This is a genomic window from Methylocaldum sp., assembly GCF_035627495.1.
GTDB lineage: Bacteria > Pseudomonadota > Gammaproteobacteria > Methylococcales > Methylococcaceae > Methylocaldum.
In genome coordinates, this window is record NZ_DASPLO010000195.1 from 41,951 (window position 1) to 67,438 (window position 25,488).

Consider the following 25,488-nt stretch of genomic DNA (forward strand, 5'->3'; position numbering starts at 1 on the left):
GGAAGCGTCGCTGTCAGCCGAATTTCGGCAGCAGCACGAGCAGCCAAATAATCCCGGCCAACGCCAGCGACAGGAATACCGCCGCGGAACCCACGTCCTTCGCCCGGCCGGACAGTTCGTGGTGCTCGAAGCTGATCCGGTCGACCACGATTTCGATCCCGGTGTTGAGCAGTTCCACGATCAGGACCAGGAGAATACTCCCCACCAACAACGCCTTTTCGAAACCGGTTTGGCCGAGCCAGAACCCCAAGGGACCGGTAACCGCGAGCAGGTAAATCTCCTGACGGAAAGCTTCCTCGCTCAGCCAAACGGCCTTGAAGCCCTTCATGGAATTGAAAAAAGCCGCATTGATGCGCGCCCAGCCTGTGAGATTTTGACCTGCCATAAGTGAGTTGAAGGTTAGTTTTCAGAGGGTGATTAGGTGGTTTTCAGCTCTGATGTATTGTCTGAATTAAGGAAGCCGCCGTTGGCGGCGTTTTGTTTTAAAGCGGGTCTCGCCCCGCCGGCGAGTTCCTTTTCTTTGCTTGCCCAAAGAAAAGGAACCAAAAGAAAGGGCACCCGGATGGCGCCTCGCTCCTGCGCGTCACCGGCTTGAGCTGGGGTCGCCCGAAGGCCCATCCATGTGCCTCGGGCGACGCGCGCAATCCATTGCGCGCCCCTACGGGCTAATCCAGCTCAAGCCGGCGATGCTCAGGGCGCCATACGGGACAAAACTCCGTATAGTCGATCCGAAAATGCACTTGGACCCTGAGCTCTGCCCCCGTAAGGGTTTTTTATGTTCGAACTCAGCGCGGGTAGGCCGGGATAAGGCGGCAGCCGTTCCCGGCGTTTGGCCGCTAAAACCATCGCTGCCTTCGGCGGCAGCTTGGGTCGTGCTTCCGGACATCCATTGCCGCTATGCCAAGGCAAAAAAACGGTTTTTCGTATCCGAACTCACGCATCGATCCGGCGGACCTGGCTCCAGATGCCATCCACCCAGGATTTGTCGACCGTCTGGTCGCCTTGCAACAGCCAGTCGGCAACGGCTTGGGCGACATCGGGATAGTTGACCTGAATGGCCCGGCTTTGTTCGAGCCAGGCTTCGATGGTGGGGCCGTCCAAGGTTTGCATCACTTGCCCCAGTTGCAAGACCTCCAGGGCCAGCGCATTGGAGAGCTGCTCCGTCTGGCCGTGCAGAGGTTTGACCAGCAGCTTTTTGCCCAGATGGAGCGCTTCGCTGCTTAACTCGAATCCGGAATTGCAGATCACCCCGGCGGAATCGGCAAAATCCTGCTGAAATCCCTTTCTGGAAAGCTGCTTGACGTGGATGTGGTCGGGCCGAGGGTGGCGTTTGTCCAGCATGGCCGGGCTGTAGATGTGAAACTGATAATGGCGGAATTGTTTCAGCAACTGGACGACCTGGTTCACGTCCTCGAAGGGCAGGTACACGACGATCTTGTCCGGCTGGACCGTTGCCGGGTCGAGATCGGTTTCGATGATGGGCGGGAGGATGGGATGGTGGAAATGATGCCAATGAACGCCCAGGCCGACCGAGACCGGAGCGAAATACTTGAGCACCTGGCTGCCCAAGAAATCGGCTTTCGTCTTGGGAATATCGTAGCCGAAGGCGTATTGATGCCCGATGCCTACGGTTTTGACGCCCTGCAGCCGGGCGGCCCAGGCGGTTACCGGTTCGAAATCGCTGATCACGACGTCGTACCGGCTCAAATCCAGGGTTCTGACGTCGCGGACGAACGCCGGGAGGTTATTACGGAATGCGGTCTTGATGTACCGCACATTGCCGGCCTTGGTTTCGAAGGTGAGGCCGGCGCGCCATTGGTAGTCGCCGAAGACTTCCATTTCAAAGAGATTTTCCCAAGGGCGGCCGGTGAACAGATAAGTGACTTCGGCTCCGGCTTGCTTAAGTTTGGGCGCGATGGCACGGGCCCGGGTGATATGACCGTTGCCGGTCGCCTGAACGCCATAAAACACTTTCACGTCAACTGGATCTCCAAACTCAGAAGGGCCAAAAGGGTTCCCATCAGCGCGCCGATCAGCGTGTCGGTGGGAAAGTGAACGCCGAGTACCACCCGCGCCATGCCCATCAGCACCGCCCAGGCTATAAGCAGGGGCATGATGGCCGGGTGAAAGAAACTCAGCAGCGTGGCTACCAGGAACGCCGCCGATGTGTGGCCGGACGGAAAGCTGAAACGGTCGGACGGGATAATGAAGCTCGGAATGTTTAGGGCGGCCTGTGGCCGATCGCGCCGGCATAGATTCTTGAGGATGAAATAGACCGGCCGCTCGATCGCGAAGCCCAGTAACAGGCAAGTCAGTAGAACCGATTCAGTCGGCTGTCGGGTCCACGCCAGGGCCAGGGCGAGGATCAGGTACAAGTGTCCGTCGCCGGTTTTGGAGATGCACCGCGCGCAGCGAACGAGCACTCTTCGGGATTTCCGTTGCGTCACCCATAGAAACAAGTTGACATCGCAGGTTTGAATCGTCTGCATGAATTTCATGGCACGCTACTCCCTGAGGGTTACCCTTACACATTAGCCGTGGCAGATGACAGTCCCGTGACCGGGAGATGAAGGATTGATGACAGTGTTCGGGGTCGGAGATTAGGAATATCGCTGCCACCAGGCCGTCGCACGGGAGGCGGTTTTCGAAATGGGCGCCAGATAGCTTTCGAACAGCAGGGCGCAATCGCGCCAGGAATAGCGGAGGGCGTACTCGCGGCAGTCTTCGGGCTTGAGTTTCAGGGCCTCTGTGATGGCTTTTTTAAGGTCGTTGTCCAGACAGCCGACACGGCTGCTCAGAATCACGTCCTTCGGACCTTCCACCGGAAACGCCGCGACCGGAACGCCGCAGGCCAGAGCTTCCAGCATGACCAGGCCGAACGTGTCGGTCAGGCTGGGAAACACGAAGACATCGGCAGCCGCGAGATATCGGGCCAGTTCCTCGCCATGCTTGTAACCGACGAAACGGACTTCGGGATACTTTCGTTCAAGCTCCTCCCGCTGCGGCCCGTCTCCGACCACGTACTTGGTGCCCGGCAGATCCAGCTTGAGAAAGGCTTCGATGTTTTTTTCGATCGCCACCCGGCCGGTATAGAGCAGCACGGGGCGGGAGGCCGGAAGAAAATCCTTGCCTCGGGGACGGAACAGCTCCGTGTCCACCCCCCGCGACCACAACACCGGATTGCCGAATCCCCGCGTCTTCAGTTCCTCCAACAGCGTCGGCGTCGCGGTCATCAGCCGCTCGCTCCCGCCATGGAACCAGCGCAGAAAGGCATAGCCCAGGGAGAGCGGCAGACCGGTGCGGAGATGGATATATTCGGCGAAGCGGGTGTGAAACGAACTCGTGTACGGTAGCCCGCGCCGCTTGCAATAACTCCGGGCCGCCAGCCCCAGCGGGCCTTCGGTGGCGATATGGATCGCATCGGGTTGAAACTCGTCCAGCCGGGCACGGAGCTTCGGTCCGCAACCCAGCGCCAGCCGGATTTCGGGATAGCTCGGGCAGGCCCAGTTGCGAAACTGGTCCGGCGTAAAGGTTTCGACCGTGTGCCCGGCGGCGCGAAGTTGCTCGCAGACGGTTTGAAGCGTGGTGACGACGCCGTTAATTTGTGGGCGCCAGGCGTCCGTGATCAGGGCGAGTTTCAAGCGTGGAGTCCTCCAGGAGTTGAGTGCTTTCTTCCAGCCAGCGGAGGACCGAAAGGGCTCCGGCATGGTTTTCCGCCAGGGCGGTGCAGCTTTCCACCCAGTCCCCGCAGTTGCCGTACAGAATGCCCTGTTCCGCCATCCGTAGCGTGGCGTGGTGGATATGGCCGCAAATCACGCCGTCCAGCTTTTGCTCGTAGGCTTCGTGGATCAGCGCCCGTTCGAAATCGAAGATGAAGTTCACGGCGTTCTTCACCTTGTGTTTGATGTAGGCCGACATCGACCAGTAGGGAAACCCCAGGATGCGGCGGCCGTGATTGAACCAGCGGTTGACCTCGATCAGGAAGTCGTACGCGCCGCTGCCCAGAACGGCCAGCCAGCGGCTGGAGCAAACCACGCCGTCGAACTCGTCGCCGTGCAGCACCAGGAATCGGCCGCCGGCGGCGGTTTCGTGGACCCAGCGGGCATGAATCTCGATGCCGTTGAACACCGTGCCGATATAGCCCCGGAAGATTTCGTCGTGATTGCCCGGAATGTAGATCACCCGGGTGCCCCGAGCCGCCATCGCCATGACGGTGCGCACGATCTCGTTGTGCAGGCGAGGCCAGTAAAGCCCGTTTTTCAGCTTCCAGAAATCAATGATGTCGCCTACCAGATAAAGGCGTTCGCATTCGATATGACGGAGAAAATCGAGCAGGTATTCGTCCTTGCAACCTCTCGTTCCGAGATGCACGTCGGAAATCCAGACGGTACGGTATTTCAGCTTCATGGGTAGTCCTTGGGACGGTTGAAACTGGCGAACAGGTTAAACTCCGATTCTTAAGCCGCCGTGACGGATCGGTTACGAATTCATGACGGACCTGCTTTCAGCAAACCGGCGGCGGCGTGAAGAAATCTCCGGATCGAGCGCAGCCACGATCTGTTTGCGGGTCGTCTGGGCCAACTCGTCGCGGCCTACACCCGACGGGACGGCGCAGCAATAGTGCAGGTACAGGTCGATCCGTTCGAGCTTGAGTATCTCGATGAGGTGCGGCAGAAATTCGTCCTCGCCGACGAACGGAGCACATCGCTTCGCCGCGCCCCCGTAACGCAGGGCGACCGCCTGGACACGCACCCCCGCCAGTTGGGCCGGATGAAACAGCTTGCCGTGAAAGCGCAGCACCCGGTCCCCGGCTGTCGTGGTGCCTTCCGGAAACAGCACGAGGCGTTTGCCCTGGCGCAACTGCCAGGCCATTTGCTCGGCAACGGCGGCCGTTTGCGCGATATCGCCCCGGTCGATGAAGAGCGTGCCTATTCCCTTCGCGAGATAGCCCATGACCGGCCAGTCGGCGACCTCCCGTTTGGCGACGAACAGGCACGGGCCTTGCGCGCCCAGGGCGATAATGTCCAGCCAGGAAATGTGGTTGGCCACCACCAGTCGGGCGCTCGGGTCGGGATTGCCGCCGATGTGCACATGCAGGTTGAGAATCCGGCAGACGGCGCGGTTCCAGTTCACCACGATGGCGTCGTTCACAGCGGCCGCTCGTCTTCCTAACAGCCGGCTTAGCACCGGCATCACCGCGCCAACTGTTGCGACACCGATCAGGAACATGCCGGCAATTAGCGCGGCCTTAAGCCATTGCCGGCAGCGCTGCACGCGAATTCCCCTCCTTGGTGGCGATGAAGCGCTTTTCGTAGCGGGCCTGCATGCGGGAGAGGTCCAGCAGAATGAACACGTCCATGACGTTGAAATCCTCGTCCCAGAAGGGGTCGCCGCAAACCCAGCAGCCCAGCCGCAGATAGGCCTGCAACAAGGGCGGAATGCCGCTTTCATCCTGAACGCAGCGTTTGTGCGCCGGAACCGGAATTTTGGATCTTACGGAGAGCTCCGAGGGTCCGAACTGGTGCGGCTCGATCTGGCGGTAGACCGCATCGACCGCAAAGCCGCTGGGGCCCGGCGAGATGCTGGCGCAGCCCATCAGATAATTGAAATGCCCGTTGTAGACGTATTCCGCCAGCCCGTTCCACAAGGTACCCAGAACCACGCTCCCTCGGTGGGACGGGTCGACGCAGGTGCGGCCGATTTCCAGGAAGCGTCCGGACAAGGCCAAGACCTCGTCGAGGTGGAATTCGCCTTCGGAATAGAAACGTCCGAGGCGCGCGGCCTGGGAGTCGGTCAACAATCGGGTGCAGGCGACGATCTGCCCGGTTTGGGTGTCGCGCACCAAGAGATGATCGCAGTAATCGTCGACCTCGTCGTAATCGAGGCCTTCGATCCGGGAATGAAGGCGCGCTCCCATTTCTTCGGCGAAAACGTGGTAGCGCAGGGCCTGAGTGGCGCGGATGGTCGCCGGGTCGCGGGCGACTTCGGCGGCGTAACGGCGAGGACGGGACGAGAGAGAAATGGCGTCTTGTACTGACATGTAAGCTTCCGTCTGTGCTTCGATGGGACAGCACTTTACGGAGGCCGTATGACGCAAATATTGCGGTTAGATGACGAATTGATGACAAGCGCCGCAGGCGATCCGTTTTGGCTCGGAGCGTTTTTCGTCTCGGCGATTGATGTTCGGAAGCATGATTGAAGGTGCCGCTAACGCGGCGGTTTTATTCTAAAGCGGGGGCCGCCCCGCACGCGGGTCCCTTTCTTTTGTTTGGCCAAAAGAAAGGGACGAAAGAAAAGGCCACCCGAATGGCGCCCTAATTCCTGCGCGTCTCGCCTTGGATCGGGAGCGACAGAAGGGCCGTCCCTGGCCCTCTGTCGCCGCACGCAATCCATTGCGTGCCCCTGCGGGCAATTCCGATCCAAGGCTCCGATGCTCGGGGTCGCCATACGGGAGAAAAAGGCAGAACTCTCTATCGAACGATGTGCTATCTCGGCCTACATGCCGATAGAGTTGTTTAAAAGAACAAATATCGGAGTTTTTCCCGTTTGCCGCGCCGAGCACCGCAGCTTTCGGCCGGAACAGCCCTTAAGGGGCGCGGAATGGATTCCGCGCGTCGCCAGAGGGGCATGGAAGCCCCTTCTGGCGACCTCGGCCGAAAGCGAGGAGCGCAGGGATTCAAGCGGCAACCGGGCGGCTTTTCTTTTGGATACTTTTCTTTGGCCGTACAAAGAAAAGTATCTCGCCTGCGGGGCGAGACCCGCATCTAAAAAAACCGCCGCGTTAGCGGCACCTTTTAGAGATACCACCATTCCAGCCCCTGGCGCCGCAAGCGCTCGCGCTCGGTTTCGTCGAGCTCGGTCCAGGGTTCCGGCGAACGCACGGCGCGGTAGAACAGATCGAACAGGAACAAATGGCGTCTGAGCGTCCGCCGCACGCGATGCGGCAGGCGCGGATTGAAGACACCGAGGGCCGAGAATGCCTGCGACCAGTTCTTCTTCACCCAGAGCCATGAACCCAGTTCCAGGGTAAAGGGAATGTAGCGTCCGTCGGGCCGAACGGCGCGGTATTCATCGTAGAGGTAATCCCATAAGTCCCCGTGGGCGAGGTACTGGCGGGATTGCGGCTCGATGCAATAGACGTGATTGGGATGGGTCTTGTCGATCAGGTGTTTCAAGGCGGCGGCCTCCGCGAGAGACGGAAGCGGCTCCCGGGTTTTCGCGAAAGGAAACCACAGGCGATCGACCTTGCCGTAGCCGGAATGCACGTCGATGCTGAGCGCTGCCTGGGAGGGGAATATCTCGCGGCGCACCCAATCGCAAAGGGCTTGCGCCTCGATCTCCATGGCAGCACCTTCCTCCCCTTGATACCAGGGCAATCGGGGCGAAATGCGGTGGCCGCCGAACAAATGCCAGCGGGACAGTCCTTCCGCCCGTACCGGCGCGTTTCGCATGAGGTCGACCCGGTTGCCGTTGGAGCGCCGTTTGAGATACATGCCCACCGGATTGACCAAGGGCACCATCAGCAGGCGAGTAGTGGAGAGCATGTCCCGGGTCACGCGGTCCCAGCGAGCCATTTCCAACAGAGTCCGGAGGTACGAGGTCACGACTTGCGTCCCGATCCGCTCGAGCCCATGGACCCCGCCGAACAGCGCCAGCGTCGGCAAGGCGGGATCGGAGGGGCCGAACCGAAAGGCAAGCAGCGGAAACGATTCGCCATCGTGACTCAACTCCGCCAAAATCTCGACCCGCGCCCAATCCCAGCCCGCATTCACCACGTGCTCCGCGAGTATCAGAAGCTCTCGCAGCTCGGGGAGGGCGCGCATGACCGGACGGCTGAGCAATCCCTGTCGAGGCTCGAAGGACGTCGGTTCGCTGCCGGAGAATTCGATCATGGGTGTATTAAATGGCGTGATTCAGACGGTAGTGTCGTGGCTACGCTAAAGTGGTGCATATTAATGGATAAGTTCTTGTGGAAGGTATGCGCCACTTTAACGTGCGTATATAGAGTCGATATTACCGAAATGTCATTACAAAAAACGGCGCTGGCTTAAACACATTGCTCTCCCGTGAAATGGAAGTCGAGGCTCTGCTTCAGTCGCCGAGGCAGGGCCGGCAAAGACGAGCGCGGGATCAGGAAGGTCGAGAGATTGAACAAATCCTTGAAGATCCGCTTCTTGTCCACCGTTTCCCGCAGATAATCATGTCCGCTGCTTCCCCCGGTACCGATTTTGCCGCCCAGCATTCGCTGCGCCATCAAGGCGTGGCGGCTGCGCCACGTGGTGAAGTGTTCATCAATGTCCATCAAATGACTGAGCAGGCGGAACGGCAGGTGCAGAATCGGCTCGTCGCGGTAAAGCTGAATGAAGAGGGCCGAGAGCACCGAGGTTTGGCGGAGATGAAACAGTCCTTGCTCCTTCAGGTGCTCGAATCCTCGCGGGTCGAGCAGGGATTCGAATTTCCGCCGGGTATTGTCCAGCTCGGCAAGTTGCGCGCTTCGCTCGGAATCGGAAAATAAAGTATTTTCCTCGATTGAGCGCCGGTCTCTCGCCAGCATCGCCGCGACCGCCTGACGATAACTGTCCCAAAAGTCGAAATCCTCGAACTTGAGGAAAGGCATGCGCGCCAACCAGTCGTCCACCCGTTCGAAAAGGCTTGGTTCTCGGGCGATTCCTTGCAGGTATGCAACATCCTCGGATCTGAGACGGCCGGTGACCGGCTGTGGAACGTGAACGCCCAACCCTAAGCGCAATTCGATCTCGCGGAATTGCACGCTCTGAAATCCGGAAGCCGGAATCAGATAATCGCGAAAATCGAGAAAATCCAGCGGCGTTATGGTTTCCAGGACGTCGATTTGCTGATTCAAAACCTTTTGTATGGCAATGATGCGCTCAAGGCGGGCAACGATGACCCCCATGCTGTGTTCGTCCAAAGGCGTGACCGCGAATTCGGCGAGCACCGATTTGAGTTCGTGCAGGATTTGCTTGAACCAAATCTCGTAAGCCTGGTGCGTGATGATGAACAGCATCTCGTCGTGGGCTTCCCGGCCATGTTTGCGGCTTTCGGGCGTCTGCGCGTTCAAGAGGCGGTCGAGCTGGAGATAGTCGGCGTAGTAGATTTCTTTCGTGGAGCGCTCGTTCATTGGATGGTCTCCTCCAAGCGGATGTTGCGCGGATTTCGGGAGGTTTAGCTCGCTAGCGCATTTCCGGATTTTATGTATGGGTCTCCTATTTGTCCCGTTATGACGCGCTCAAGCATCGCCGCCTGGAGGCGGAGTAGAGCGTTTTCTGATTTGGTGTAGCGCCCGCGATAGCGGACGCTACACGTCATCGTCCCGTTAGAGCGCCCCCGAGCATTGGAGCTCGGTACCGGAATCGTCCGCAGGAGCACGCGAGGGATCGCGTGCGGCGATCGAGGCACACGGAGGTGCCTTCGATCGCCCCCGGTGCCGGGCGAAACGCGGAGGATCAGGGCGCTCTCCGGGTGCCCTTTCTTTTGGTTCCTTTTCTTTGGGCAAGCAAAGAAAAGGAACCCGCGGGCGGGGCGGCTCCCCGCTCTTAAAAGGTTTTCCGCCCTGGGCGGCACCTTTTATGCCAAAGCCTCAGCTCGCGAGCTCCGGCAGATTCCTGAAGAGTTCCAGCGCCTCGGGATTGGCGAGTGCGTCGCGATTTTTCACCGAGCGCCCGTGAATGACCTCGCGCACGGCGAGTTCCACGATTTTGCCCGAAAGCGTGCGGGGAATGTCGGCGACCTGCACGATCTTGGCCGGCACATGTCGCGGGCTCGTATTTTCGCGGATTTGCCGCTGGATCTTCGTGGCCAACGCCTCGTCCAGTTTCAGACCGTCGCGGAGGCGCACGAACAGCACGATGCGGACGTCATGGTCCCAGTCCTGGCCGACGACCAGGCTTTCGATGATCTCGTCGAGCCCTTCGACTTGCCGATAGATCTCGGCGGTGCCGATGCGCACGCCGCCCGGGTTCAGCACCGCATCGGAACGGCCATGAATGACGATGCCGCCGTGCGGCGTGATCTCGGCCCAGTCGCCGTGCCGCCAGACGCCTGGGTACCTGGAAAAATACGCCGCGCGGTACTTGCTTCCATCCGGGTCGTTCCAGAATCCTAGCGGCATCGAAGGGAAGGGCTTGGTGCAAACGAGTTCGCCTTTCGTGCCGACGATCGGCCGCCCGTTTTCGTCGAAGATCTCGACCGCCATGCCGAGAACCTTGGCCTGGATCTCGCCCCGCCGGACCGGGCCCATCGGATTGCCGCCCACGAAGCAGCCGATCAGATCGGCGCCGCCCGAGATCGAAGACAGGCAGACGTCGGATTTAACGCGCTCATAGACGTAATCGAAACTGCTCGGCGCCAGCGGCGAACCGGTCGAAAGAACGGTTCTCAGCGATGTCAGACGGTGCGTGCGTTTCGGTTCCAGTCCCGCCTTGAGCAAGGCATCGATGTATTTGGCCGAAGTGCCGAAATGGGTCATGCCTTCGGCATCGGCGAAATCGAACAGTACATTGCCCGAAGGGTGGAAGGGCGAACCGTCGTAAAGGAGCAGGGTGGCGCCGCAGGCGAGGGCGGAGGCCAGCCAGTTCCACATCATCCAGCCGCAGGTGGTGAAATAGAACACCCGATCGTTCGGCTTCACGTCGCATTGCAGCAGGAGTTCTTCTAGGTGCTTGAGCAGCGTGCCGCCGGCGCCGTGGACGATGCATTTCGGGACACCAGTGGTGCCGGAGGAATAGAGGATATAGAGCGGCGAGTCGAACGGCAGCCGGACGAAGGACATGTCGCGGGCTTGGTACGGCGCGAGATAATCGTCGAAGTGCATCGCGCGCCGGCCCAGTGGCTCAAGCTTCGGCTGCTCAGAGATATAGGGGACGATGACGATGCGTTCGAGCTTCGGCAGCTCGGCAACGATCGTGCGAAGCTTCTCGAGCGCGGAATGCTCTTTGCCGTTGTAAAAGCACCCGTCGGCGGCGATCAGAGCTTTGGGACCCACTTGCCCAAACCGGTCCAACACGCCTTGCACGCCGAAATCGGGCGAGCAGGAAGTGAATGTCGCTCCGACCGATGCGGCGGCAAGCATGGCGATCACGGTTTCCGGCAGGTTCGGCATGATGGCGGCGACCCGGTCGCCCGGCGCGACGCCGCCCGCTTCGAGAGCTTGCGCCAGGCGGCTGGTCCGGTCGTAAAGCTCGCGCCAGCTCAGCCGCCGGCGCACTCGATCTTCGCCCCAGAAAGCAATGGCGTCCCCATCGTCGCGGCGTTTGAGCAGATTCTCCGCGAAATTGAGCCGCGCCTCCGGAAAGAACCGCGCGCCGGGCATCTTGTCGCCGTCGCTCAAGATCCTCTCGCCGCGGGTCTCCGCCACGACTCCCGCGTAGTCCCAAACGCTCAGCCAGAACTTCTCCATCTCCTCCACCGAAAACCGGTGGAGCGCGGCATCGTCCGGCAGGTCGACGCTCCAGCGTTCCCGCAGAATATGCATGAAGCGGTAAAGATTCGTGCTTTCGATGCGCGAATGGGTGGGTTGCCAGAGCGGTTGATTCAAGACGGTGCTCCAGATTATTTCACTCTAACTCCAGCCGGCGGAGTTCTCCGTGAAAACCGGTTCGATAAGGAGTCGCTTTTGCGACAGTTGTTTGAATGTGGGTTTCCGAACCCGCGGTCGGGTTCCTTTCTTTTGCTCGGCCAAAAGAAAGGAACCAAAGAAAAGGCCGCCCGGTTGCCGCTTGTCTCCTGCGCGCCAGAGCTTTCGCCGGGAGTTGTCCGAAGGCATATCCCTATGCCTCGGACAACGCGCTTTATCCCTAAAGCGCCCCTCCGGGGTATTCCCGGCGAAAGCTCTGGTGCTCGGCGCGGCAAACGGGTTAAGAACACAATCGAATGCCGGGAACGCGTAGCCTGTCTGAGCAAAGCTAAAGGGCTTATTCCGGCCCCTACGCTCACGATCGGATTCGTCTTACGCCGCTTTCGCCAACGCCCGCCGCTGCTCATCCAGGCCGTCCCAAAAAACCGCCACGCCATTGAGCATCTCGTTGCCGTAACGGATGAAATCATCCTCGTCGATGTCGCGGGTGAAATAGAGTTCTTCCAGCTCTTCCTGGGTATGCTGGGCGTGCTGGGCTTCGAGGCGGTTGTGCCAGGTGAAGAAGGCTAGCGGCAAGGCCGAGCCCGTGCGCGCGTTGTAGCGGATCAAGCCGTCGATCAGTTCCTGCCAGAATCCGGCCGCCGCCCAATTTTCCACGGCATAGCTGGCGGCCTGGGTGATGGCGTAGTTCTCGTTGCCATAAAGCCGGATCAGTTCGTCGCAGAAATGGAGGGTGGACGGGGTGCCGTGTTTGCGGCCGCCGAGATCCTGAAACCCGAGACCGAGTTCTCCGGCAATTCGCAGCAGCCACTCGAAATGGGCCGCGCGGAAATGGAATGCGCCGCCTTCCACCGTGCCTTCGGTGGAGACCAGTTCGGGATCGACGTCATGGTCGGGATTGCGGGTGGCGGACGTCTTCCGCCCGGCATTGAAGACGACGCCGATCTCGTTGGCGAGAATTTCCTTGGAGGCTCGCATGCCTTCGAGGGAATCGGCATTGATCATCTTCTGAAGCTGGGCCGCCAGAAACTGGTTCGAGAACACCGAAAATTGGACGATGAATGCCCGGACTTGCTCGAACGTCTGCTCGCCCCGCTTGAACCAGGCGGTGTAGCGGTTGTCGGTGATAATCCGGTGCTTCAACAATTCGTCGTCGATGCGCCGCTGAAAGGCGAGAAACCGTTGAGCCTTATCGACCGTGTACCCCATTCGATTTGCCGTAAGCGCTTCGAGCGTCGGGGCGGTCAGGCCCGAGAGATGATGTTCCTCAGCATAGAGCTGAAGCTTGGGATTGGCGACAGCCATCATGGAACCTCCTGATAGCGCAAGAACCAAAGTTATTTCTTTGACCCGCGAAGTAGTTCCGAAATTCTTTTAGGCTTAAGAGGCGTCCGCCTGCTGCTCCGGTGCCGCGTCGCGGAATGCGGCGAGCGCAAGGCAGTTTTCATCGATCGCGCGAATCTTCGGAAACCCGCTCAGATCGCAGCCGAATCGCCGGGCGTTGAACACCTGCGGCACGAGGCAGATGTCCGCGAGGGTCGGCGCATCGCCGAAGCAAAATCGGCCGCCGCTGTCGTGCCGGGTAAGCTGTTCCTCGAAGGCTTCGAACCCTTCCTCGATCCAATGCCGAATCCAGGCGGTCCGGGCCGGTTCGTCCTGACCCAGCACGTCCGCGAGATAGCGGGTGACCCGGAGATTGTTCAAGGGGTGGATATCGCAGGCGAGGATCTGGGCAAGGGCGCGGACATAAGCTCGCTCGTCGCGGCGCCTCGGCAGCAGCGGAGGCTCGGGATATTTTTCGTTCAGGTACTCGATGATCGCCAAAGATTGCGTGAACACCATTCCCTTGTCCACCAGCGTCGGCACCAACCCCTGCGGGTTGATTTCCCGGTATTCGGGACGGCGCTGTTCGCCCTTCGCGAGATGCACGAATCGCGGCTGGTAAGCCAGCCTCTTGAGATTCAAGGCGATGCGGACGCGGTAGGCGGCCGAGCTTCGGAAGTAGGTATACAGCTCTAAGGCTGCCACGGCCGTACGTCCTGTTCGATGGCGCCGAAGACGGAACGCCCGTCCCGGTCGATCATCTCGATCCGCACCGTCTCGCCATGCCGGAGATAAGGCGTCCGGGCTTCGCCGGATTCGATCTGTTCGAGGACCCGCTTTTCGGCGATGCAGGAATAGCCCCGGCCTGTGTCCGCATTGCTGACGGTGCCCGAACCGACGATGGTGCCGGCGGGAAGGGGGCGGGTCTTGGCGGCGTGGGCGATCAGGGCGGGGAAGCCGAATTGCATGCCCTGGCCGGCATCGGGGTTGCCAACGAGAATGCCGCTCCGGTAGGTCAGCAGCGGAAGGTGGATCTTGCCGCCATCCCAGGCGTCTTCCAGTTCGTCGGGCGTCACGGCGATCGGGGAGAATGCCGGACCCGGCTTGCCGTGCAGGAACCCGAAGCCCTTCGCGAGTTCCTGGGGAATCAGGTTGCGCAGCGAAACGTCGTTGACCAGCATCAGCAATTTGATATGCGACGCCGCCTCTTCGGGCGTCGTTCCCATGGGCACGTCGTCGGTGATCGCCGCTACTTCCGCCTCGAAATCCAGCCCCCAGCTTTCGTCCGCAAGCCGGATCGGGTCTCGGGAGCCAAGGAATGCCGCGGATCCACCCTGGTACATCAGGGGATCGGTGTACAGGCTCGGCGGCATGGGCGCTCCGCGTGCCTTTCGGACGCGCTCGACATGGGAAAGATAGGCGCTGCCGTCCAGCCATTGATAGGCGCGGGGCAGAGGGGAGGCCAGCTCGGTGGGCCTCAGGGAAAGCCCATCGAGCTCGCGCTGATTGAGGGCACGGTACGTGGTTTCCAGTGCGGGAGCGGCGTCGGCCCAGTTCTCCAGCGCCGATTGCAGCGTGGCGAAACCGGATTCCGAGGCAGGTAACGCCGTTTTCAGCTCCCGGTCGACGATCACCAGAGTCCCGTCGCGGGCTCCGGATTTGAGTGACGCGAGTTTCATGCGGATTTCCACGAATCCACGTAGCCCTCCCACTCGACCCCGCGGGGCAGGTCGGCCACTTCGAGCGCGTCGCGGGCGTCGATCATGACCGCCACCTCGTCGGTTTCGGTGCGGGACGCCGTTTTCGCCGCCTGAAGAGCCTTGGGATGGGGGCCGTGGGTGATCCCGCTGGGATGCAGGGTCATCATGCCCGGATGGATGTTGTCGCGGGAGAAAAACTGTCCGCGGTGATAGAAGATCACCTCGTCGTAGTCGTCGTTGTTGTGGTAGAACGGCACCCGGAGCACGCCCGGATCGCTCTCCAGCGGCCGCGGGCAGAACGTGCACACGACGAAGCGTTCGGTGGCGAAGGTGGTGTGGGCCGAAGGCGGGACATGATAGCGATGGCTCATCAGCGGCCGGATATCGCGCCAGTTGAGCCGGACCGGCATCAGCGTGCCTTGCCAGCCGACGGCATCGAGCGGATTGAAAGGGTAGGTTATGGCGCTGAGCCGATCCCGCCGCTTTACGAGCACCCGCCAGGTCCGGTCCGACTGCTGGGCGAGAAAAGCCTCGTCGATTTTGGGCGTATCCAATACCGCCGGATCGAACACGGCGTGAGCGCCGACGATGCCTTTTTCGGGAAGCCGATAGGTGTTGTTGGACGCCTCGATCAGCAAGAAGACGGCCATGCGGGTAGTTTCGACGCGCCAGAGCGTGCCCCGCGGAATCACCAGATAGTCGCCTTCGGAAAAGGCGAGATGGCCGTAGTCGCAATAAAGATGTCCGGAGCCCTCGTGGACGAACAGCAATTCGTCGCCGTCGCCGTTCCGGACCAGATGGTCCATGGCGGAATAGGTATGCCAGACCCGAAGCTTGACGTGCAGATTGCCTAGTACCGGCGTGGCGTCCCACGGCGAGACGCTGGTTCCGGTGAGTTGATTCGTGTCGAAGGCGCGCGGCCTGAGGAAGCCTTCGACACTGATCCACCCGGTCGGCGGATGGCGATGGAGCATTTGGGTGGAAGGACCGTAAAAGCCTTCCCGTCCCAGCTCCCGTTCGAAAGTGCCCTCGGGCAGATCCGCGTGAGCCTGGCGGGCGGCGACGCCCTCGACCCTCGGCAGGGAAATCCAGCGCAACATCAGATTACTCCCCGTTTCATCTGGTCGTTTTCGATCGCCTCGAACAGCGCCTGGAAATTACCCTCGCCAAAGCCCTCGTTGCCCTTCCTTTGAATGATTTCGAAGAAAATCGGGCCGATTACGGTCTCGGTGAAGATTTGCAGAAGCAGGCCCGTTCCCTTTCTTTCCCTTTGATCTTGAGGGGACGTGTGCGGGCTGGGAATGCCGTCGATCAGGATACGGTTCCGCCGCAGGCGTTCGATATCCTCCCCGTGGCCCGGAACGCGGGACTCCACCCGCTCGTAATAGGTATCGGGCACATCCATGAAGCGGACGCCGTTGTCGCGGAGCCGCTCGACGGTCGCGTAGATGTCGTCCGTGGCCAGCGCAATGTGCTGAATGCCCTCGCCGTGATAGAGCTTGAGATACTCCTGAATCTGCGACTTGGGGTCGGAGGGCTCGTTGATGGGAATGCGGATTTTGCCGCAAGGACTCGCCATCGCCCGCGATTTCAACCCCGTCGCCTTGCCGTGGATATCGAAATAGCGGATTTCCTTGAAGCTGAAAATGCGCTCGTAGAAATTGGCCCATTCGTCCATATGGCCTTTGCGCACGTTATGGGTCAAATGATCGATGCGGGTGAGCCCGACCCCAAAAGGCTCTGCCGGCTCGTTCTCGACCGGGATGAAGTCCACATCGTAGATCGAACGGTCTCCGTAGCGGTCGACGAGATAGATCAAACTCCGCCCGATCCCCCGGATCGCCGGAATATTGAGCTCCATCGGCCCGGCTTCGCTGGGGGAGGGTTTGGCACCCAGTTCGAGCGCCCGCCGATAGGCCGCGGTGGCGTCTTCGACCCGGATCGCAAACGCGCAAATCGAGGATCCGTGGCGTTTGGCGAAGCGGTGCGCGAAGCTCCGGGGCTCGTGATTGATGACGAAATTGATTTCGCCCTGCCGATAGAGCACCACGTCCTTGGACCGGTGGCGGGCCACGGCCTCAAATCCCATCTGGCGGAAAAGCTTCGCCAGGGCTTGGGTGTCGGGGGCGGCGTATTCGATGAATTCAAATCCATCGGTCCTTATGGGGCGGACATTTTCGGTGATCATGTTGGATACCCCAGTGGCGGATCTTTTTAGATTCTTTATTCCAGTAAGACCCGTTTCACTGTGCAAAGATTCCCTCGGCCCGGTTGCGATAATCCCGGCGAGCTATTTTTACGCGCTGGCGGATGAGGGGATCGGAGTCGCCCTTCGTTTGTCGAACAAAAGGACCGTCGGACGTTTTTTGCGGCGGATGATCATAGTTACCGGCTTCAAGGAGGTGTTGTTTGCGTAACAAATCCACCGAAAGCAAAAAGAATGTCGGCATCGAGGAGCACAGGGATCGATCGATTCCAGTTCAATGGCTCGGGCATCGCCTGATGGAAAAGAGCACTTGGAGCGGTGTCAGCTTGGTCGTGATCTGCGTCCTGGTTCTCTTGGGCCTGCCCATCGTCAAAACCGTGGCCTGGATTGGTCTGTTGTACGGGCTGTACTCGATATTTTCGTCGGATTAGAGCACTCGACGAAGCTCTTCGTCCTTGATAACCGCTGAGAAACAGGCGGCAGCGTCGCCTGTTTCGGCCGGAGCAAGGGGAATAAATGCCGAAAGTTCTAGGTCCCTAGTGATGCTTATCCACGCTGCGTATTGTTAGAAATTCGGGCTAGCGTCCGGAGGCTTTATGGATTTACCGGCAAATGATTACCCGGCCGGGCTCTTGGGCATTCAAGAGCCGCCGTGTCTTTCGCTGTATCAGCCGACGCATCGGCATCACCCGGATAACCAGCAAGACCCGATCCGGTTTCGGAACCTTGTGAAGACACTGGAAGAATCGTTGTGGCGGGCCTATCCGGAAGAGCAAGTCCAGCCGCTTATCGAATCGTTCCTGGCCTTGGCCGGCGATCGCGGCTTCTGGAATCACACGCTGGACGGACTGGCCGTGCTGGCAGCTCCCGGCCTGTTCCGGGTCTATCGACTCCAGCGGCCGGTTCCCGAATTGGCGGTCGTGGCCGACAGCTTCCATACCAAACCCCTGCTGCGCATCCTCCAGTCGGCCGACCGCTACCAGGTCCTCGGCCTGAACCGGCGGGAGGTCAAGCTCTTCGAGGGAAACCGCGACGCCTTGGACGAAATCGAATTGGCCCCGGAGGTTCCAAGAACCATTACCGAGGCGCTCGGCGAGGAATTGACCGAACCGCATCTGACCATCTCCACCTATGGCTCGGGCCCCACGGGACCGGCAATGCACCATGGACAGGGCGCGAAAAAGGACGAGGTGGACCTCGATGCCGAGCGGTTCTTCCGCGCGGTCGACCGCGCCGTGCTGGAGCACCATTCGCGGCCTTCGGGCTTGCCCTTGCTGCTGGCGGCGTTGCCGGAACATCATCATCTTTTCCGCCAGGTCAGCCACAACCCGTTCCTGCTGGCGGAAGGCATCGATATCCATCCGGACGCGGTGTCCGCCGACGCGCTGCGCGAACGGGCCTGGCGGACGGTCGAGCCTTATTATTTGGCACGGCTGACCGAGTTGGTGGAGACATTCGGCGCGGCGAAAGCCAAGGGCCTAGGCGCCGACGATCCGGCGCAGGTCGCTGGAGCGGCCGTAGCCGGGCGGGTCGCGACGCTGCTGATCGATGCCGACTGCGAGGTTCCCGGCCGAATCGATCCCGCGACCGGCCGGGTTGAGTTCGGCAATTTGGCCCATCCCGAGGTCGATGACCTGCTCGATGATCTGGCGGAATGGGTCCTGAAGACCGGCGGTCAGGTCGTCGTCGTCCCCGCCGAACGGATGCCCACCGAGACGGGGGTTGCCGCAATCTACCGCTATTGAGACCGGACCGGATCGTTCCCCGACAGCCATGGCAAAAGGACGCTTCCATGCAGATTCAGTTCAACACCGACAGCAACATCGAAGGCCGCGATGAACTGGCCCGCTGGGTTGAAGACGCGACGGCGAAGGCTTTGGGCCATTTCGGCGACAGGATTACCCGGCTGGAAGTCCACCTCAGCGATATAAACGCTCACAAGAGCGGCCAAGACGACATACGCTGCCTGCTCGAGGCTCGCCCTGCGAGACGGAAACCGGTAGCGGTCAGCCACCGGGCGGGAACCATTGAACAGGCGGTCAACGGTGCTACGGAAAAGCTGAAGAGAGCGCTGGATTCCACCTTCAGCCGATTGGGCAGCCGCCAGCGAACAGCGACTTTCTCCGACGATTCCGGCGAATAATTCGCCCCGAACTTCACGCTTGCATGTTCGATGAATTCGAACCTGCCAATCGTTATGGGGCGGACATTTTCGGTGGTTATGTGAAAAACCTCAGTGGCGGATCTTCTTAGGTTCTTTGATCCATACGACCTCCTTGGTCGTGCAAGGATTCCAATGGCTCGACGAGTCGGTCGCGCGGCCTCTTCCAAATCAATGTCCGGCATCTTTTAGCGCCCGTTCGGATTCGGGGTAGTTCCACCGAATTGAAGACGGGTGGCAAGAACGGTTGTCAACGAAAATGATAATGGATATCATTTGCAACATGGTGATGTACCGTCCCCCCCGTTGTGAGACATGAGGAAAAAGTATGAGCCCTAACAACCGAGTTGAAACCGATCACCCGCATCGTCGGGGTGATGAGGGACCCGTTCGTTCGAAGCGCAGAGTCACGAGCGTGGAGTTGTTGGGCTCCGCCCGTGAAATCGTGATCGAACATGGCGGAGACGAATACCGCCTGCGCATAACCAGCAACGACAAACTTATTCTGACGAAATAGTTTCCGTTCGCGCCCGTAGGGGTGCGTAGAAGCTGTTTAAAACGTCGCGAGCCCCTTGGGATGGGTTGAGTAGGAATCGGAAATGGACAGGCGCAGCAGTTTTTCAACAGTTTCTTAGAGGGTGTTGTGTGCGAAGCGTCGCGAGCGGCCCGAGAGCAAGGAAACCGAGCACCGCGCGACGCCGTCATCGGGCCGCGCAATAGCTTCCCACACACCTTTGTAGCCAGCCACCCAGCCTCACGGCACAGGTAGCCAGCCAGACATCTTGGTTTAGTTACGCTTTTGTTGGTGAGGCAGCATTATGGGGGCAGCCGCTTATCCGCCGGGCCGATTTTCGTCCGGCATTCTGCAAGTCGATCGGTATTGGGGAATCCGTGCCGCGGGCATAGTGGGGGCCGTCCTGGTCCATGCCGCGATGCTTCCGATGCTAATCGAGGGCGAGTCGGTGCCGGCGGCGCAGAGTCCACAGGCGGCGCCGGTGATGGTCGATCTGATCTCGACGGCGCAACCGCGAACCGATGCGCCCCAGGCCGTACCGAAACCGGCGGAGCCGATCAAACCTAAGGCCGAAAAAACGCTCAAACCGAAAGCGAAACCGAAGCAGGCCCAACGGCCAGTCAAGCGTTCGCCGATTCTGTCGACGCCCAGCGAAGCAGCCGTGCAGCGGGCAACTGCTGAACAAGCACTGTCTCCACATCAAGTTCCGACCGAAACGGCGCCAGCCCCGGTGCCGCCGCCAGCCCCGGTCATTCCGCCGCGCTTCAACGCGAACTATCTCCGGAATCCGCCGCCGGCCTATCCCGTCCTTTCCCGCCGTCAGAGGGAGCAGGGCAAAGTGGTGCTCCGCGTTCTGGTGAGCGCCGGCGGCGGTGCCGAACGGGTCGATATCCGCACCTCCAGCGGATTCGACCGGCTCGATGCCGCCGCCCTCGAGGCCGTCAAGCAGTGGAAATTCGTTCCCGCCCGCCAGGGCGATCAGCCCGTGCCGGCGTGGGTGTTGGTCCCGATTTCATTCTCACTCGAAGGATAATCCTATGGAAACGACAGAAACCTTGGGTTTGACCCATTTTCTCGCGCAAAGCGACACGGTCGGCAAAGCGATCTTCGCGATTCTCGTCGCCATGTCCGTCGCGAGTTGGTACTTCATCGTGGCGAAGAACTTGCAGGCGCTGATCGCACGGCGCCGGACGGCCCGTTTTCTGGAGTCCTTCTGGAACGCCTCCTCCTTGCATGCCGTGGAGTTGCAACTGGAAGAGCACCATCCCGACGAACCGTTTTCCCATCTCGCCTATCACGCCCTGGTTTCGTCCCGGCATCATGCCCGGCATGGCGCGGGTCGGCTGAACGAAGCGGGCTCGGCGGCGGAGTTCCTGACGCGCTCCATGCGCCGGGTCATCGACGAAGAAACCGCGGCGCTCGAATGGGGTCTCACCGTGCTCGCATCTATCGGCAGCACCGCACCGTTTGTCGGCTTGTTCGGAACGGTCTGGGGTGTTTACCACGCCCTGGTCAACATCGGCATGAGCGGGCAGGGGAGCCTCGATCAGATCGCGGGCCCGGTGGGCGAAGCACTGATCATGACCGGCGCCGGCCTCGCCGTGGCTATTCCTGCCGTGCTGGCCTACAACGCCTTCGCCCGTTCGAACCGGTTGCTGCTGGCCAAGCTCGATGCGTTCGCCCACGACCTGTTCGCGTTTCTGACCACCGGCGCGCATTTCGTCGGGACCGAGGCCGATGCTCGAAGCGGCGCGGTCGGCGAAGCCGTTGCGGGAGGTGCATGATGGCGTTCGGAAGCTTCAGTCAGGGGCAGGGCGGCATGCGTCCTTCGGCCGAGATCAACATGATCCCTCTCATCGACATCATGCTGGTATTGCTGGTCATTTTCATGATCACGACGCCTTTGCTCACGCATAACGTCAAGATCGATCTGCCCAGAGCGGCTAGCCAGCCGAGCACGGACAAAGCCGAGCATATCGATTTGTCGATCGACGGAACCGGCCGGCTTTTCTGGAACAACGAAGCGATCGACCGGGCAGGGATGCGCGAGCGCTTCGCGGCGGCAGCGCAGCAACAGCCCCAGCCCGAGGTGCATCTGCGGGCCGATAAAACCACGGCTTATCAAATCATCGCCGAAGTCCTGGCCGCCTCGGCCAATGCCGGCGTGACGCGCATCGGCTTCGTCTCCGATCCGAACGAAGCCAAGCCTTGAATTTACAAATCAGCCACCCAGCCGTTTTCCAGCCAGGTAGCCAGCGATTCGACCTTTACCAGTTACCTAGGGGAAAACAGTTATGACTAATAAGAACAAATACCGGCTTAAAACGACTGCGTTCGCGGGAGCGCCTCTTGCCCTTGCCTTGGCATGCGCGGCCGATGGCGTCGTTGCCGCGGACGAGGACACCCCCACGCTCGACCAGGTCAAAGTGGTCGGTAAGATGGCAGAGCCGGACGGCGACACCAAAGGCTATGTCGCCAGACGCACCACGACGGCAACCAAAACCGACACTCCCCTGATCGACGTCCCGCAGTCGATCACCGTCATCACGCAGGAGTTGATCAAGGACCAGAACATGCAGAGCATCGCCGACACGGTCCGCTATGTGCCCGGTGTCGTCATGTCGCAAGGCGAAGGAAACCGGGACGCGGTGATTTTCCGCGGCAACGCGTCGACCGGCGATATGTACGTCGACGGCATACGCGACGATGTCCAGTATTTCCGCGATCTTTACAACATCGATCGGGTGGAGGTGCTGAAAGGCCCGAACGCGATGATTTTCGGCCGTGGCAGCTCCGGCGGTCTGATCAACCGGGTAACCAAGCAGGCGAACTGGGAGAACCCGCGCGAAGCGAGCTTTCAGGTCGGGTCTTGGGATAAATTCCGTTTGACCGGGGACTTCGGTCAGGCCATCAACGAAAATTTCGCCGTTCGTCTCACCAGTATGTGGGAGAGTTCCCGCAGCTTCCGCGAGGGCTTCCATGCCGAGCGCTGGGGCGTCAATCCGACGGTCGCCTGGCGTCTGGGAGATCAGACCCAAGTGATCTTCGGTTACGAACATTACGAGGACGATCGCGTCGCGGACCGCGGCATTCCCTCGTTCTCGGGCCGCCCGGTCGAAACCGACGTCGGCACGTTTTTCGGCGATCCGAGGCGCAGTCCGACCTGGGCGGACGTCGATGCATTCAGCGCCCTGATCGATCACGACTTCGGCAGCGGAATCAAATTCCGCAACCGCACCCGCTATGCCATCTACGACAAGTTCTACCAGAACATCTTTCCGGGAGCGGTCAATGCTGGCGGCAGCCAGGTGTCGATCTCGGCCTACAACAATGCAACCCAGCGCGAGAATTTCTTCAACCAGACCGATGTGACGTTTGAGCTGGAGACCGGTCCTTTCAAACACACCCTTTTGACCGGCGCCGAGTTCGGCCACCAGGAAACCGATAACTTCCGCGAGACCGGCTTTTTCACGGCAGTCGGTCCCAACACGACGTCGGTCAGGGTTCCCTTGGCGAATCCGAGATTTACCGGCCCCGTGACCTTCCGCCAGAATGCCACGGACGCGGACAATCACGGCCTTGCCACCATCGCCGCGGGCTATTTTCAGGATCAGATCGAGCTCACCAAGCACTGGCAGCTCGTGGCGGGGCTGCGCTACGACAGCTTCGAGGTCGATTTCCGCAACAACCGCAACGGTCAGACCTTTTACACCAACGACGACCTGTGGTCGCCGCGTGGAGGCTTGATCTTCAAGCCGTTCGACGCGCTCTCTTTGTATGCCAACTACAGCATCGCCTATGTGCCGCGGGCGGGCGATCAGTTGGCTTCGCTAACCCTGGCCAATAGTTCGTTGGAACCGGAAGAATTCAAGAACTACGAGGTGGGCGCGAAGTGGGATATCCGTCCCGACCTGTCAGCAACCCTGGCCTTCTATCAGCTCGATCGCCTCAATGCCATCGCCACCGATCCCAACAACCCGGCGGTGTCGTTCCTGGTCGACGGTCAGCGGACTCGGGGAATAGAGCTGGGAATGAGCGGCAACATCACCGACCAGTGGCGCGTCATCGGCGGATACGCCTACCAGGATGCCGAGATCACCGAGAGCCTCTCGGCCAGCGCCCCGAAAGGCAACAAGGTGGCCCAGATCCCGGAACACACCTTCTCGTTGTGGAACCGCTACGACTTTACGCCGCAGTGGGGCGTCGGCCTGGGCGCGGTATACCGTAGCGAAATGTTCGCGGCCACCGATAATCTTGTCACCCTGCCTGGCTTTCTCCGCTTCGATGGAGCCGTCTACTACACGATCAACGACAATGTCCAGGTGCAGGTAAATGTCGAAAACCTCTTCGACAAGGAGTATTTCGCTTCGGCACACAGCAACAACAACATCATGCCGGGCTCGCCGATCGCCGCCAACGCCGCGATACGGGTGAGATTTTGATGGGGGCCGCCGAGTTCGGCCTTTCGGCACCCCCGCCGCGCGTCAAACCCTCGGGAGGATACCTATTTCTCCCCAGGCGCTTGGCGCGCGGGGCATTTCTCAAATGGCTGCGCCGCGTTCATGCCTGGATCGGGCTATGGGGCGCGGCGCTGGGGCTTTTGTTCGGGACTACGGGGATCCTGCTCAACCATCGCGAGATGATGAAAATTCCGGTCGCCCGAATGGAGCAGAACATGGTTCAGCTGCCGCTGCCCGAACCGCGCCCTGCCGATCCTGAGGCTCTGGCCGAATGGCTCGGGCAGACGCTGAATTTCGCGTCGGGAAGATCGAAGAGTACGCTGGAGCCCGGCAAGACCGTCATCTGGAATGGGGTGGCCGTGCAGCAGCCGGCGCGCTGGCAGGTGGCTTTGCGCACGCCGCAACGCTTCGTGCAAGCGGAATATTGGGAGGGTAACGCTTTTGTCACCGTCAAGCGTGGCGAAGCCAATTTCTTCGCCTTGCTCAACAATCTGCACCGAGGCGTGAGCTTGGGCGCCGGCTGGATATTGCTGGTGGACACGCTAGCCGGCGGACTCGTCGTGCTCAGCCTGACCGGCGTGCTGCTGTGGACTCGCCTGCATGGCCGCCGGCTTGCCGCCGCCGGGCTCGGCCTCAGCTCTCTCGGCTTAGGACTATGGTTTGCCTGGCAGGCGTTGTAGGGGAAAGGCAATCTCGATCCGTGCGGATCAACGTCGGAGGGCTTGGAGAAAAACGCTCTGTTTTTTTCGGCCACCTCGCCGAAACGGATATTTCCGCCGCTGTTCAATCGCTATGAAGGGAACGCCAACGCCTTCGGCAATCGTATCAACAATGCGGTGCGCACCTTTCCCGCGACCGGCCGGCGGGTTCGCACCGACCTGTCGGCCATGCTGTTTCTTTGGATGTAGGCGGGTGCCTAATGTGGTGGTTGTAGTTGGCGCGCTCAGGCTGACTCGTGTTCGCTTCGAGAAGATGATCTCGAAAACCGGTCCCGGTTGAAATCGAAGGGCCTATCGTCCGTGCAACAGAAGATTGGAAAGCGCATTCCGGACGATCTTTTTGCCGGATCGGCGGTCATAGCAAATTAATAGGAAAAGAAGCCTATCCGAGCGACAAGGAGGCTCGACATGATTAAGCGCATACGCTTTTTCGTGACTTTTTTGGCTGTGACCGTTGCGAGTTTCGCCAGTCCTCCGGCATTCGCAGAAACAGGCGACTCCACGGAGGGAATCTTCGCCCGGACTGCCGGAGAGTACATGAGCGACAAGGCGATCGCCGTCGAGGTCAAATCGGCATTGCTGGCGGACCCGAGCACGAGCGGGATCGTCATTCAAGTCGAGACCGATAAGGGCATCGTGCAACTGGGCGGACTCGTCGACAGCGAGGCCGAAAAGAAGCGGGTGGTGGAGATTGCCCGCGGCGTTGAGGGTGTTATGGACGTCAAGCACAACATTAGCGTGGGAGGGGGCTTGCAGTAGCGCCCGCCGCACGTCTGAACGGTTGCCGACCTGCCGGACGCCGAAGTGGGAGG

26 protein-coding genes are annotated in these 25,488 nt (G+C 60.3%); 11 read left to right on the forward strand and 15 right to left on the reverse strand.

The window, feature by feature from the left end; translation table 11 throughout:
* Positions 1–13 precede the first annotated feature (13 nt).
* The 15 genes from VEB01_RS18445 to hppD form a co-directional block, all read right to left on the reverse strand.
* Positions 14–385, reverse strand: a complete 372-nt coding sequence (locus VEB01_RS18445; protein WP_324878013.1) for a diacylglycerol kinase — start codon at positions 383–385, stop codon at positions 14–16.
* A gap of 548 nt (positions 386–933) precedes the next feature.
* Complete coding sequence (locus tag VEB01_RS18450) at positions 934–1,977, reverse strand: MJ1255/VC2487 family glycosyltransferase (RefSeq protein ID WP_324878015.1); 1,044 nt, start codon at positions 1,975–1,977, stop codon at positions 934–936.
* A complete protein-coding gene (locus VEB01_RS18455; RefSeq protein ID WP_324878017.1) occupies positions 1,974–2,498 on the reverse strand; it encodes a phosphatase PAP2 family protein in 525 nt (174 codons plus the stop codon). Before VEB01_RS18455 ends, VEB01_RS18450 begins: the two co-directional genes overlap by 4 nt.
* Positions 2,499–2,600: 102 nt before the next feature.
* On the reverse strand, positions 2,601–3,641 hold the full coding sequence (locus tag VEB01_RS18460; RefSeq protein ID WP_324878018.1) for a glycosyltransferase family 4 protein: 1,041 nt from the start codon (positions 3,639–3,641) through the stop codon (positions 2,601–2,603).
* Complete coding sequence (locus VEB01_RS18465; RefSeq protein ID WP_324878020.1) at positions 3,598–4,407, reverse strand: UDP-2,3-diacylglucosamine diphosphatase; 810 nt, start codon at positions 4,405–4,407, stop codon at positions 3,598–3,600. Before VEB01_RS18465 ends, VEB01_RS18460 begins: the two co-directional genes overlap by 44 nt.
* 72 nt (positions 4,408–4,479) lie before the next feature.
* On the reverse strand, positions 4,480–5,274 hold the full coding sequence (locus VEB01_RS18470) for a lysophospholipid acyltransferase family protein (RefSeq protein ID WP_324878022.1): 795 nt from the start codon (positions 5,272–5,274) through the stop codon (positions 4,480–4,482).
* A complete protein-coding gene (locus tag VEB01_RS18475) occupies positions 5,249–6,040 on the reverse strand; it encodes a GNAT family N-acetyltransferase (protein ID WP_324878024.1) in 792 nt (263 codons plus the stop codon). The genes VEB01_RS18470 and VEB01_RS18475 overlap by 26 nt, the downstream gene beginning before the upstream one ends.
* A 754-nt stretch (positions 6,041–6,794) precedes the next feature.
* A complete protein-coding gene (locus VEB01_RS18480) occupies positions 6,795–7,892 on the reverse strand; it encodes a DUF2817 domain-containing protein (protein WP_324878026.1) in 1,098 nt (365 codons plus the stop codon).
* 155 nt (positions 7,893–8,047) lie between these two features.
* Positions 8,048–9,139 carry a tryptophan 2,3-dioxygenase family protein gene (locus tag VEB01_RS18485; RefSeq protein WP_324878028.1) on the reverse strand — a complete coding sequence of 364 codons (1,092 nt, stop codon included), beginning with the start codon at positions 9,137–9,139 and terminating at the stop codon, positions 8,048–8,050.
* Between the two features lie 459 nt (positions 9,140–9,598).
* Positions 9,599–11,554, reverse strand: a complete 1,956-nt coding sequence (locus VEB01_RS18490) for an acetoacetate--CoA ligase (RefSeq protein WP_324878029.1) — start codon at positions 11,552–11,554, stop codon at positions 9,599–9,601.
* A 411-nt stretch (positions 11,555–11,965) separates the two neighbouring features.
* Entirely contained in the window at positions 11,966–12,901 is a 936-nt protein-coding gene (locus VEB01_RS18495; protein WP_324878031.1) for a hypothetical protein, read from the reverse strand.
* A gap of 72 nt (positions 12,902–12,973) precedes the next feature.
* On the reverse strand, positions 12,974–13,621 hold the full coding sequence (gene maiA / locus VEB01_RS18500) for a maleylacetoacetate isomerase (RefSeq protein ID WP_324878033.1): 648 nt from the start codon (positions 13,619–13,621) through the stop codon (positions 12,974–12,976).
* On the reverse strand, positions 13,609–14,595 hold the full coding sequence (locus VEB01_RS18505) for a fumarylacetoacetate hydrolase family protein (RefSeq protein ID WP_324878034.1): 987 nt from the start codon (positions 14,593–14,595) through the stop codon (positions 13,609–13,611). The genes maiA and VEB01_RS18505 overlap by 13 nt, the downstream gene beginning before the upstream one ends.
* Positions 14,592–15,716, reverse strand: coding sequence for a homogentisate 1,2-dioxygenase (locus VEB01_RS18510; protein ID WP_324878036.1), 1,125 nt, complete (start codon positions 15,714–15,716; stop codon positions 14,592–14,594). The genes VEB01_RS18505 and VEB01_RS18510 overlap by 4 nt, the downstream gene beginning before the upstream one ends.
* The gene (gene hppD, locus VEB01_RS18515) at positions 15,716–16,804 is read right to left on the reverse strand and encodes a 4-hydroxyphenylpyruvate dioxygenase (protein ID WP_324878038.1); all 1,089 of its coding nucleotides are present in this window, start codon (positions 16,802–16,804) and stop codon (positions 15,716–15,718) included. Before hppD ends, VEB01_RS18510 begins: the two co-directional genes overlap by 1 nt.
* A gap of 221 nt (positions 16,805–17,025) precedes the next feature.
* Between hppD and VEB01_RS18520 the strand changes: the two genes are divergently transcribed.
* From VEB01_RS18520 to VEB01_RS18570, 11 genes are all read left to right on the forward strand, one after another.
* Positions 17,026–17,253 (forward strand): hypothetical protein, encoded by a 228-nt coding sequence (locus VEB01_RS18520; protein ID WP_324878040.1) that lies wholly within the window; start codon positions 17,026–17,028, stop codon positions 17,251–17,253.
* 165 nt (positions 17,254–17,418) lie between these two features.
* Positions 17,419–18,567 (forward strand): baeRF3 domain-containing protein, encoded by a 1,149-nt coding sequence (locus VEB01_RS18525; protein WP_324878042.1) that lies wholly within the window; start codon positions 17,419–17,421, stop codon positions 18,565–18,567.
* A gap of 47 nt (positions 18,568–18,614) precedes the next feature.
* Entirely contained in the window at positions 18,615–18,965 is a 351-nt protein-coding gene (locus tag VEB01_RS18530) for an HPF/RaiA family ribosome-associated protein (protein WP_324878043.1), read from the forward strand.
* A 346-nt stretch (positions 18,966–19,311) separates the two neighbouring features.
* Positions 19,312–19,500 (forward strand): hemin uptake protein HemP, encoded by a 189-nt coding sequence (gene hemP, locus VEB01_RS18535; protein ID WP_324878045.1) that lies wholly within the window; start codon positions 19,312–19,314, stop codon positions 19,498–19,500.
* Positions 19,501–19,801: 301 nt separating this feature from the next.
* Positions 19,802–20,530, forward strand: coding sequence for an energy transducer TonB (locus tag VEB01_RS18540; protein ID WP_324878047.1), 729 nt, complete (start codon positions 19,802–19,804; stop codon positions 20,528–20,530).
* 4 nt (positions 20,531–20,534) lie between these two features.
* Entirely contained in the window at positions 20,535–21,281 is a 747-nt protein-coding gene (locus VEB01_RS18545) for a MotA/TolQ/ExbB proton channel family protein (protein WP_324878049.1), read from the forward strand.
* Positions 21,278–21,709 carry an ExbD/TolR family protein gene (locus VEB01_RS18550; RefSeq protein WP_324878051.1) on the forward strand — a complete coding sequence of 144 codons (432 nt, stop codon included), beginning with the start codon at positions 21,278–21,280 and terminating at the stop codon, positions 21,707–21,709. Before VEB01_RS18545 ends, VEB01_RS18550 begins: the two co-directional genes overlap by 4 nt.
* Positions 21,710–21,791: 82 nt before the next feature.
* Entirely contained in the window at positions 21,792–23,939 is a 2,148-nt protein-coding gene (locus tag VEB01_RS18555) for a TonB-dependent receptor (protein ID WP_324878053.1), read from the forward strand.
* A complete protein-coding gene (locus tag VEB01_RS18560; protein WP_324878055.1) occupies positions 23,939–24,637 on the forward strand; it encodes a PepSY-associated TM helix domain-containing protein in 699 nt (232 codons plus the stop codon). The genes VEB01_RS18555 and VEB01_RS18560 overlap by 1 nt, the downstream gene beginning before the upstream one ends.
* 42 nt (positions 24,638–24,679) lie before the next feature.
* Positions 24,680–24,865, forward strand: coding sequence for a hypothetical protein (locus tag VEB01_RS18565; RefSeq protein ID WP_324878057.1), 186 nt, complete (start codon positions 24,680–24,682; stop codon positions 24,863–24,865).
* Between the two features lie 219 nt (positions 24,866–25,084).
* Positions 25,085–25,435 carry a BON domain-containing protein gene (locus VEB01_RS18570; protein WP_324878059.1) on the forward strand — a complete coding sequence of 117 codons (351 nt, stop codon included), beginning with the start codon at positions 25,085–25,087 and terminating at the stop codon, positions 25,433–25,435.
* The last annotated feature ends 53 nt before the right edge of the window (positions 25,436–25,488 follow it).

Coding starts and splice junctions, on each gene's coding strand:
- VEB01_RS18445 (WP_324878013.1), bottom strand. CDS start 385: ATGGCAGGTCAAAATCTCACAGGCTGGGCGCGCATCAATGCGGCTTTT.
- VEB01_RS18455 (WP_324878017.1), bottom strand. CDS start 2,498: ATGAAATTCATGCAGACGATTCAAACCTGCGATGTCAACTTGTTTCTA.
- VEB01_RS18465 (WP_324878020.1), bottom strand. CDS start 4,407: ATGAAGCTGAAATACCGTACCGTCTGGATTTCCGACGTGCATCTCGGA.
- VEB01_RS18475 (WP_324878024.1), bottom strand. CDS start 6,040: ATGTCAGTACAAGACGCCATTTCTCTCTCGTCCCGTCCTCGCCGTTAC.
- VEB01_RS18480 (WP_324878026.1), bottom strand. CDS start 7,892: ATGATCGAATTCTCCGGCAGCGAACCGACGTCCTTCGAGCCTCGACAG.
- VEB01_RS18485 (WP_324878028.1), bottom strand. CDS start 9,139: ATGAACGAGCGCTCCACGAAAGAAATCTACTACGCCGACTATCTCCAG.
- VEB01_RS18495 (WP_324878031.1), bottom strand. CDS start 12,901: ATGATGGCTGTCGCCAATCCCAAGCTTCAGCTCTATGCTGAGGAACAT.
- VEB01_RS18505 (WP_324878034.1), bottom strand. CDS start 14,595: ATGAAACTCGCGTCACTCAAATCCGGAGCCCGCGACGGGACTCTGGTG.
- VEB01_RS18510 (WP_324878036.1), bottom strand. CDS start 15,716: ATGTTGCGCTGGATTTCCCTGCCGAGGGTCGAGGGCGTCGCCGCCCGC.
- hppD (WP_324878038.1), bottom strand. CDS start 16,804: ATGATCACCGAAAATGTCCGCCCCATAAGGACCGATGGATTTGAATTC.
- VEB01_RS18525 (WP_324878042.1), top strand. CDS start 17,419: ATGGATTTACCGGCAAATGATTACCCGGCCGGGCTCTTGGGCATTCAA.
- VEB01_RS18530 (WP_324878043.1), top strand. CDS start 18,615: ATGCAGATTCAGTTCAACACCGACAGCAACATCGAAGGCCGCGATGAA.
- hemP (WP_324878045.1), top strand. CDS start 19,312: ATGAGCCCTAACAACCGAGTTGAAACCGATCACCCGCATCGTCGGGGT.
- VEB01_RS18540 (WP_324878047.1), top strand. CDS start 19,802: ATGGGGGCAGCCGCTTATCCGCCGGGCCGATTTTCGTCCGGCATTCTG.
- VEB01_RS18545 (WP_324878049.1), top strand. CDS start 20,535: ATGGAAACGACAGAAACCTTGGGTTTGACCCATTTTCTCGCGCAAAGC.
- VEB01_RS18550 (WP_324878051.1), top strand. CDS start 21,278: ATGATGGCGTTCGGAAGCTTCAGTCAGGGGCAGGGCGGCATGCGTCCT.
- VEB01_RS18555 (WP_324878053.1), top strand. CDS start 21,792: ATGACTAATAAGAACAAATACCGGCTTAAAACGACTGCGTTCGCGGGA.
- VEB01_RS18560 (WP_324878055.1), top strand. CDS start 23,939: ATGGGGGCCGCCGAGTTCGGCCTTTCGGCACCCCCGCCGCGCGTCAAA.
- VEB01_RS18570 (WP_324878059.1), top strand. CDS start 25,085: ATGATTAAGCGCATACGCTTTTTCGTGACTTTTTTGGCTGTGACCGTT.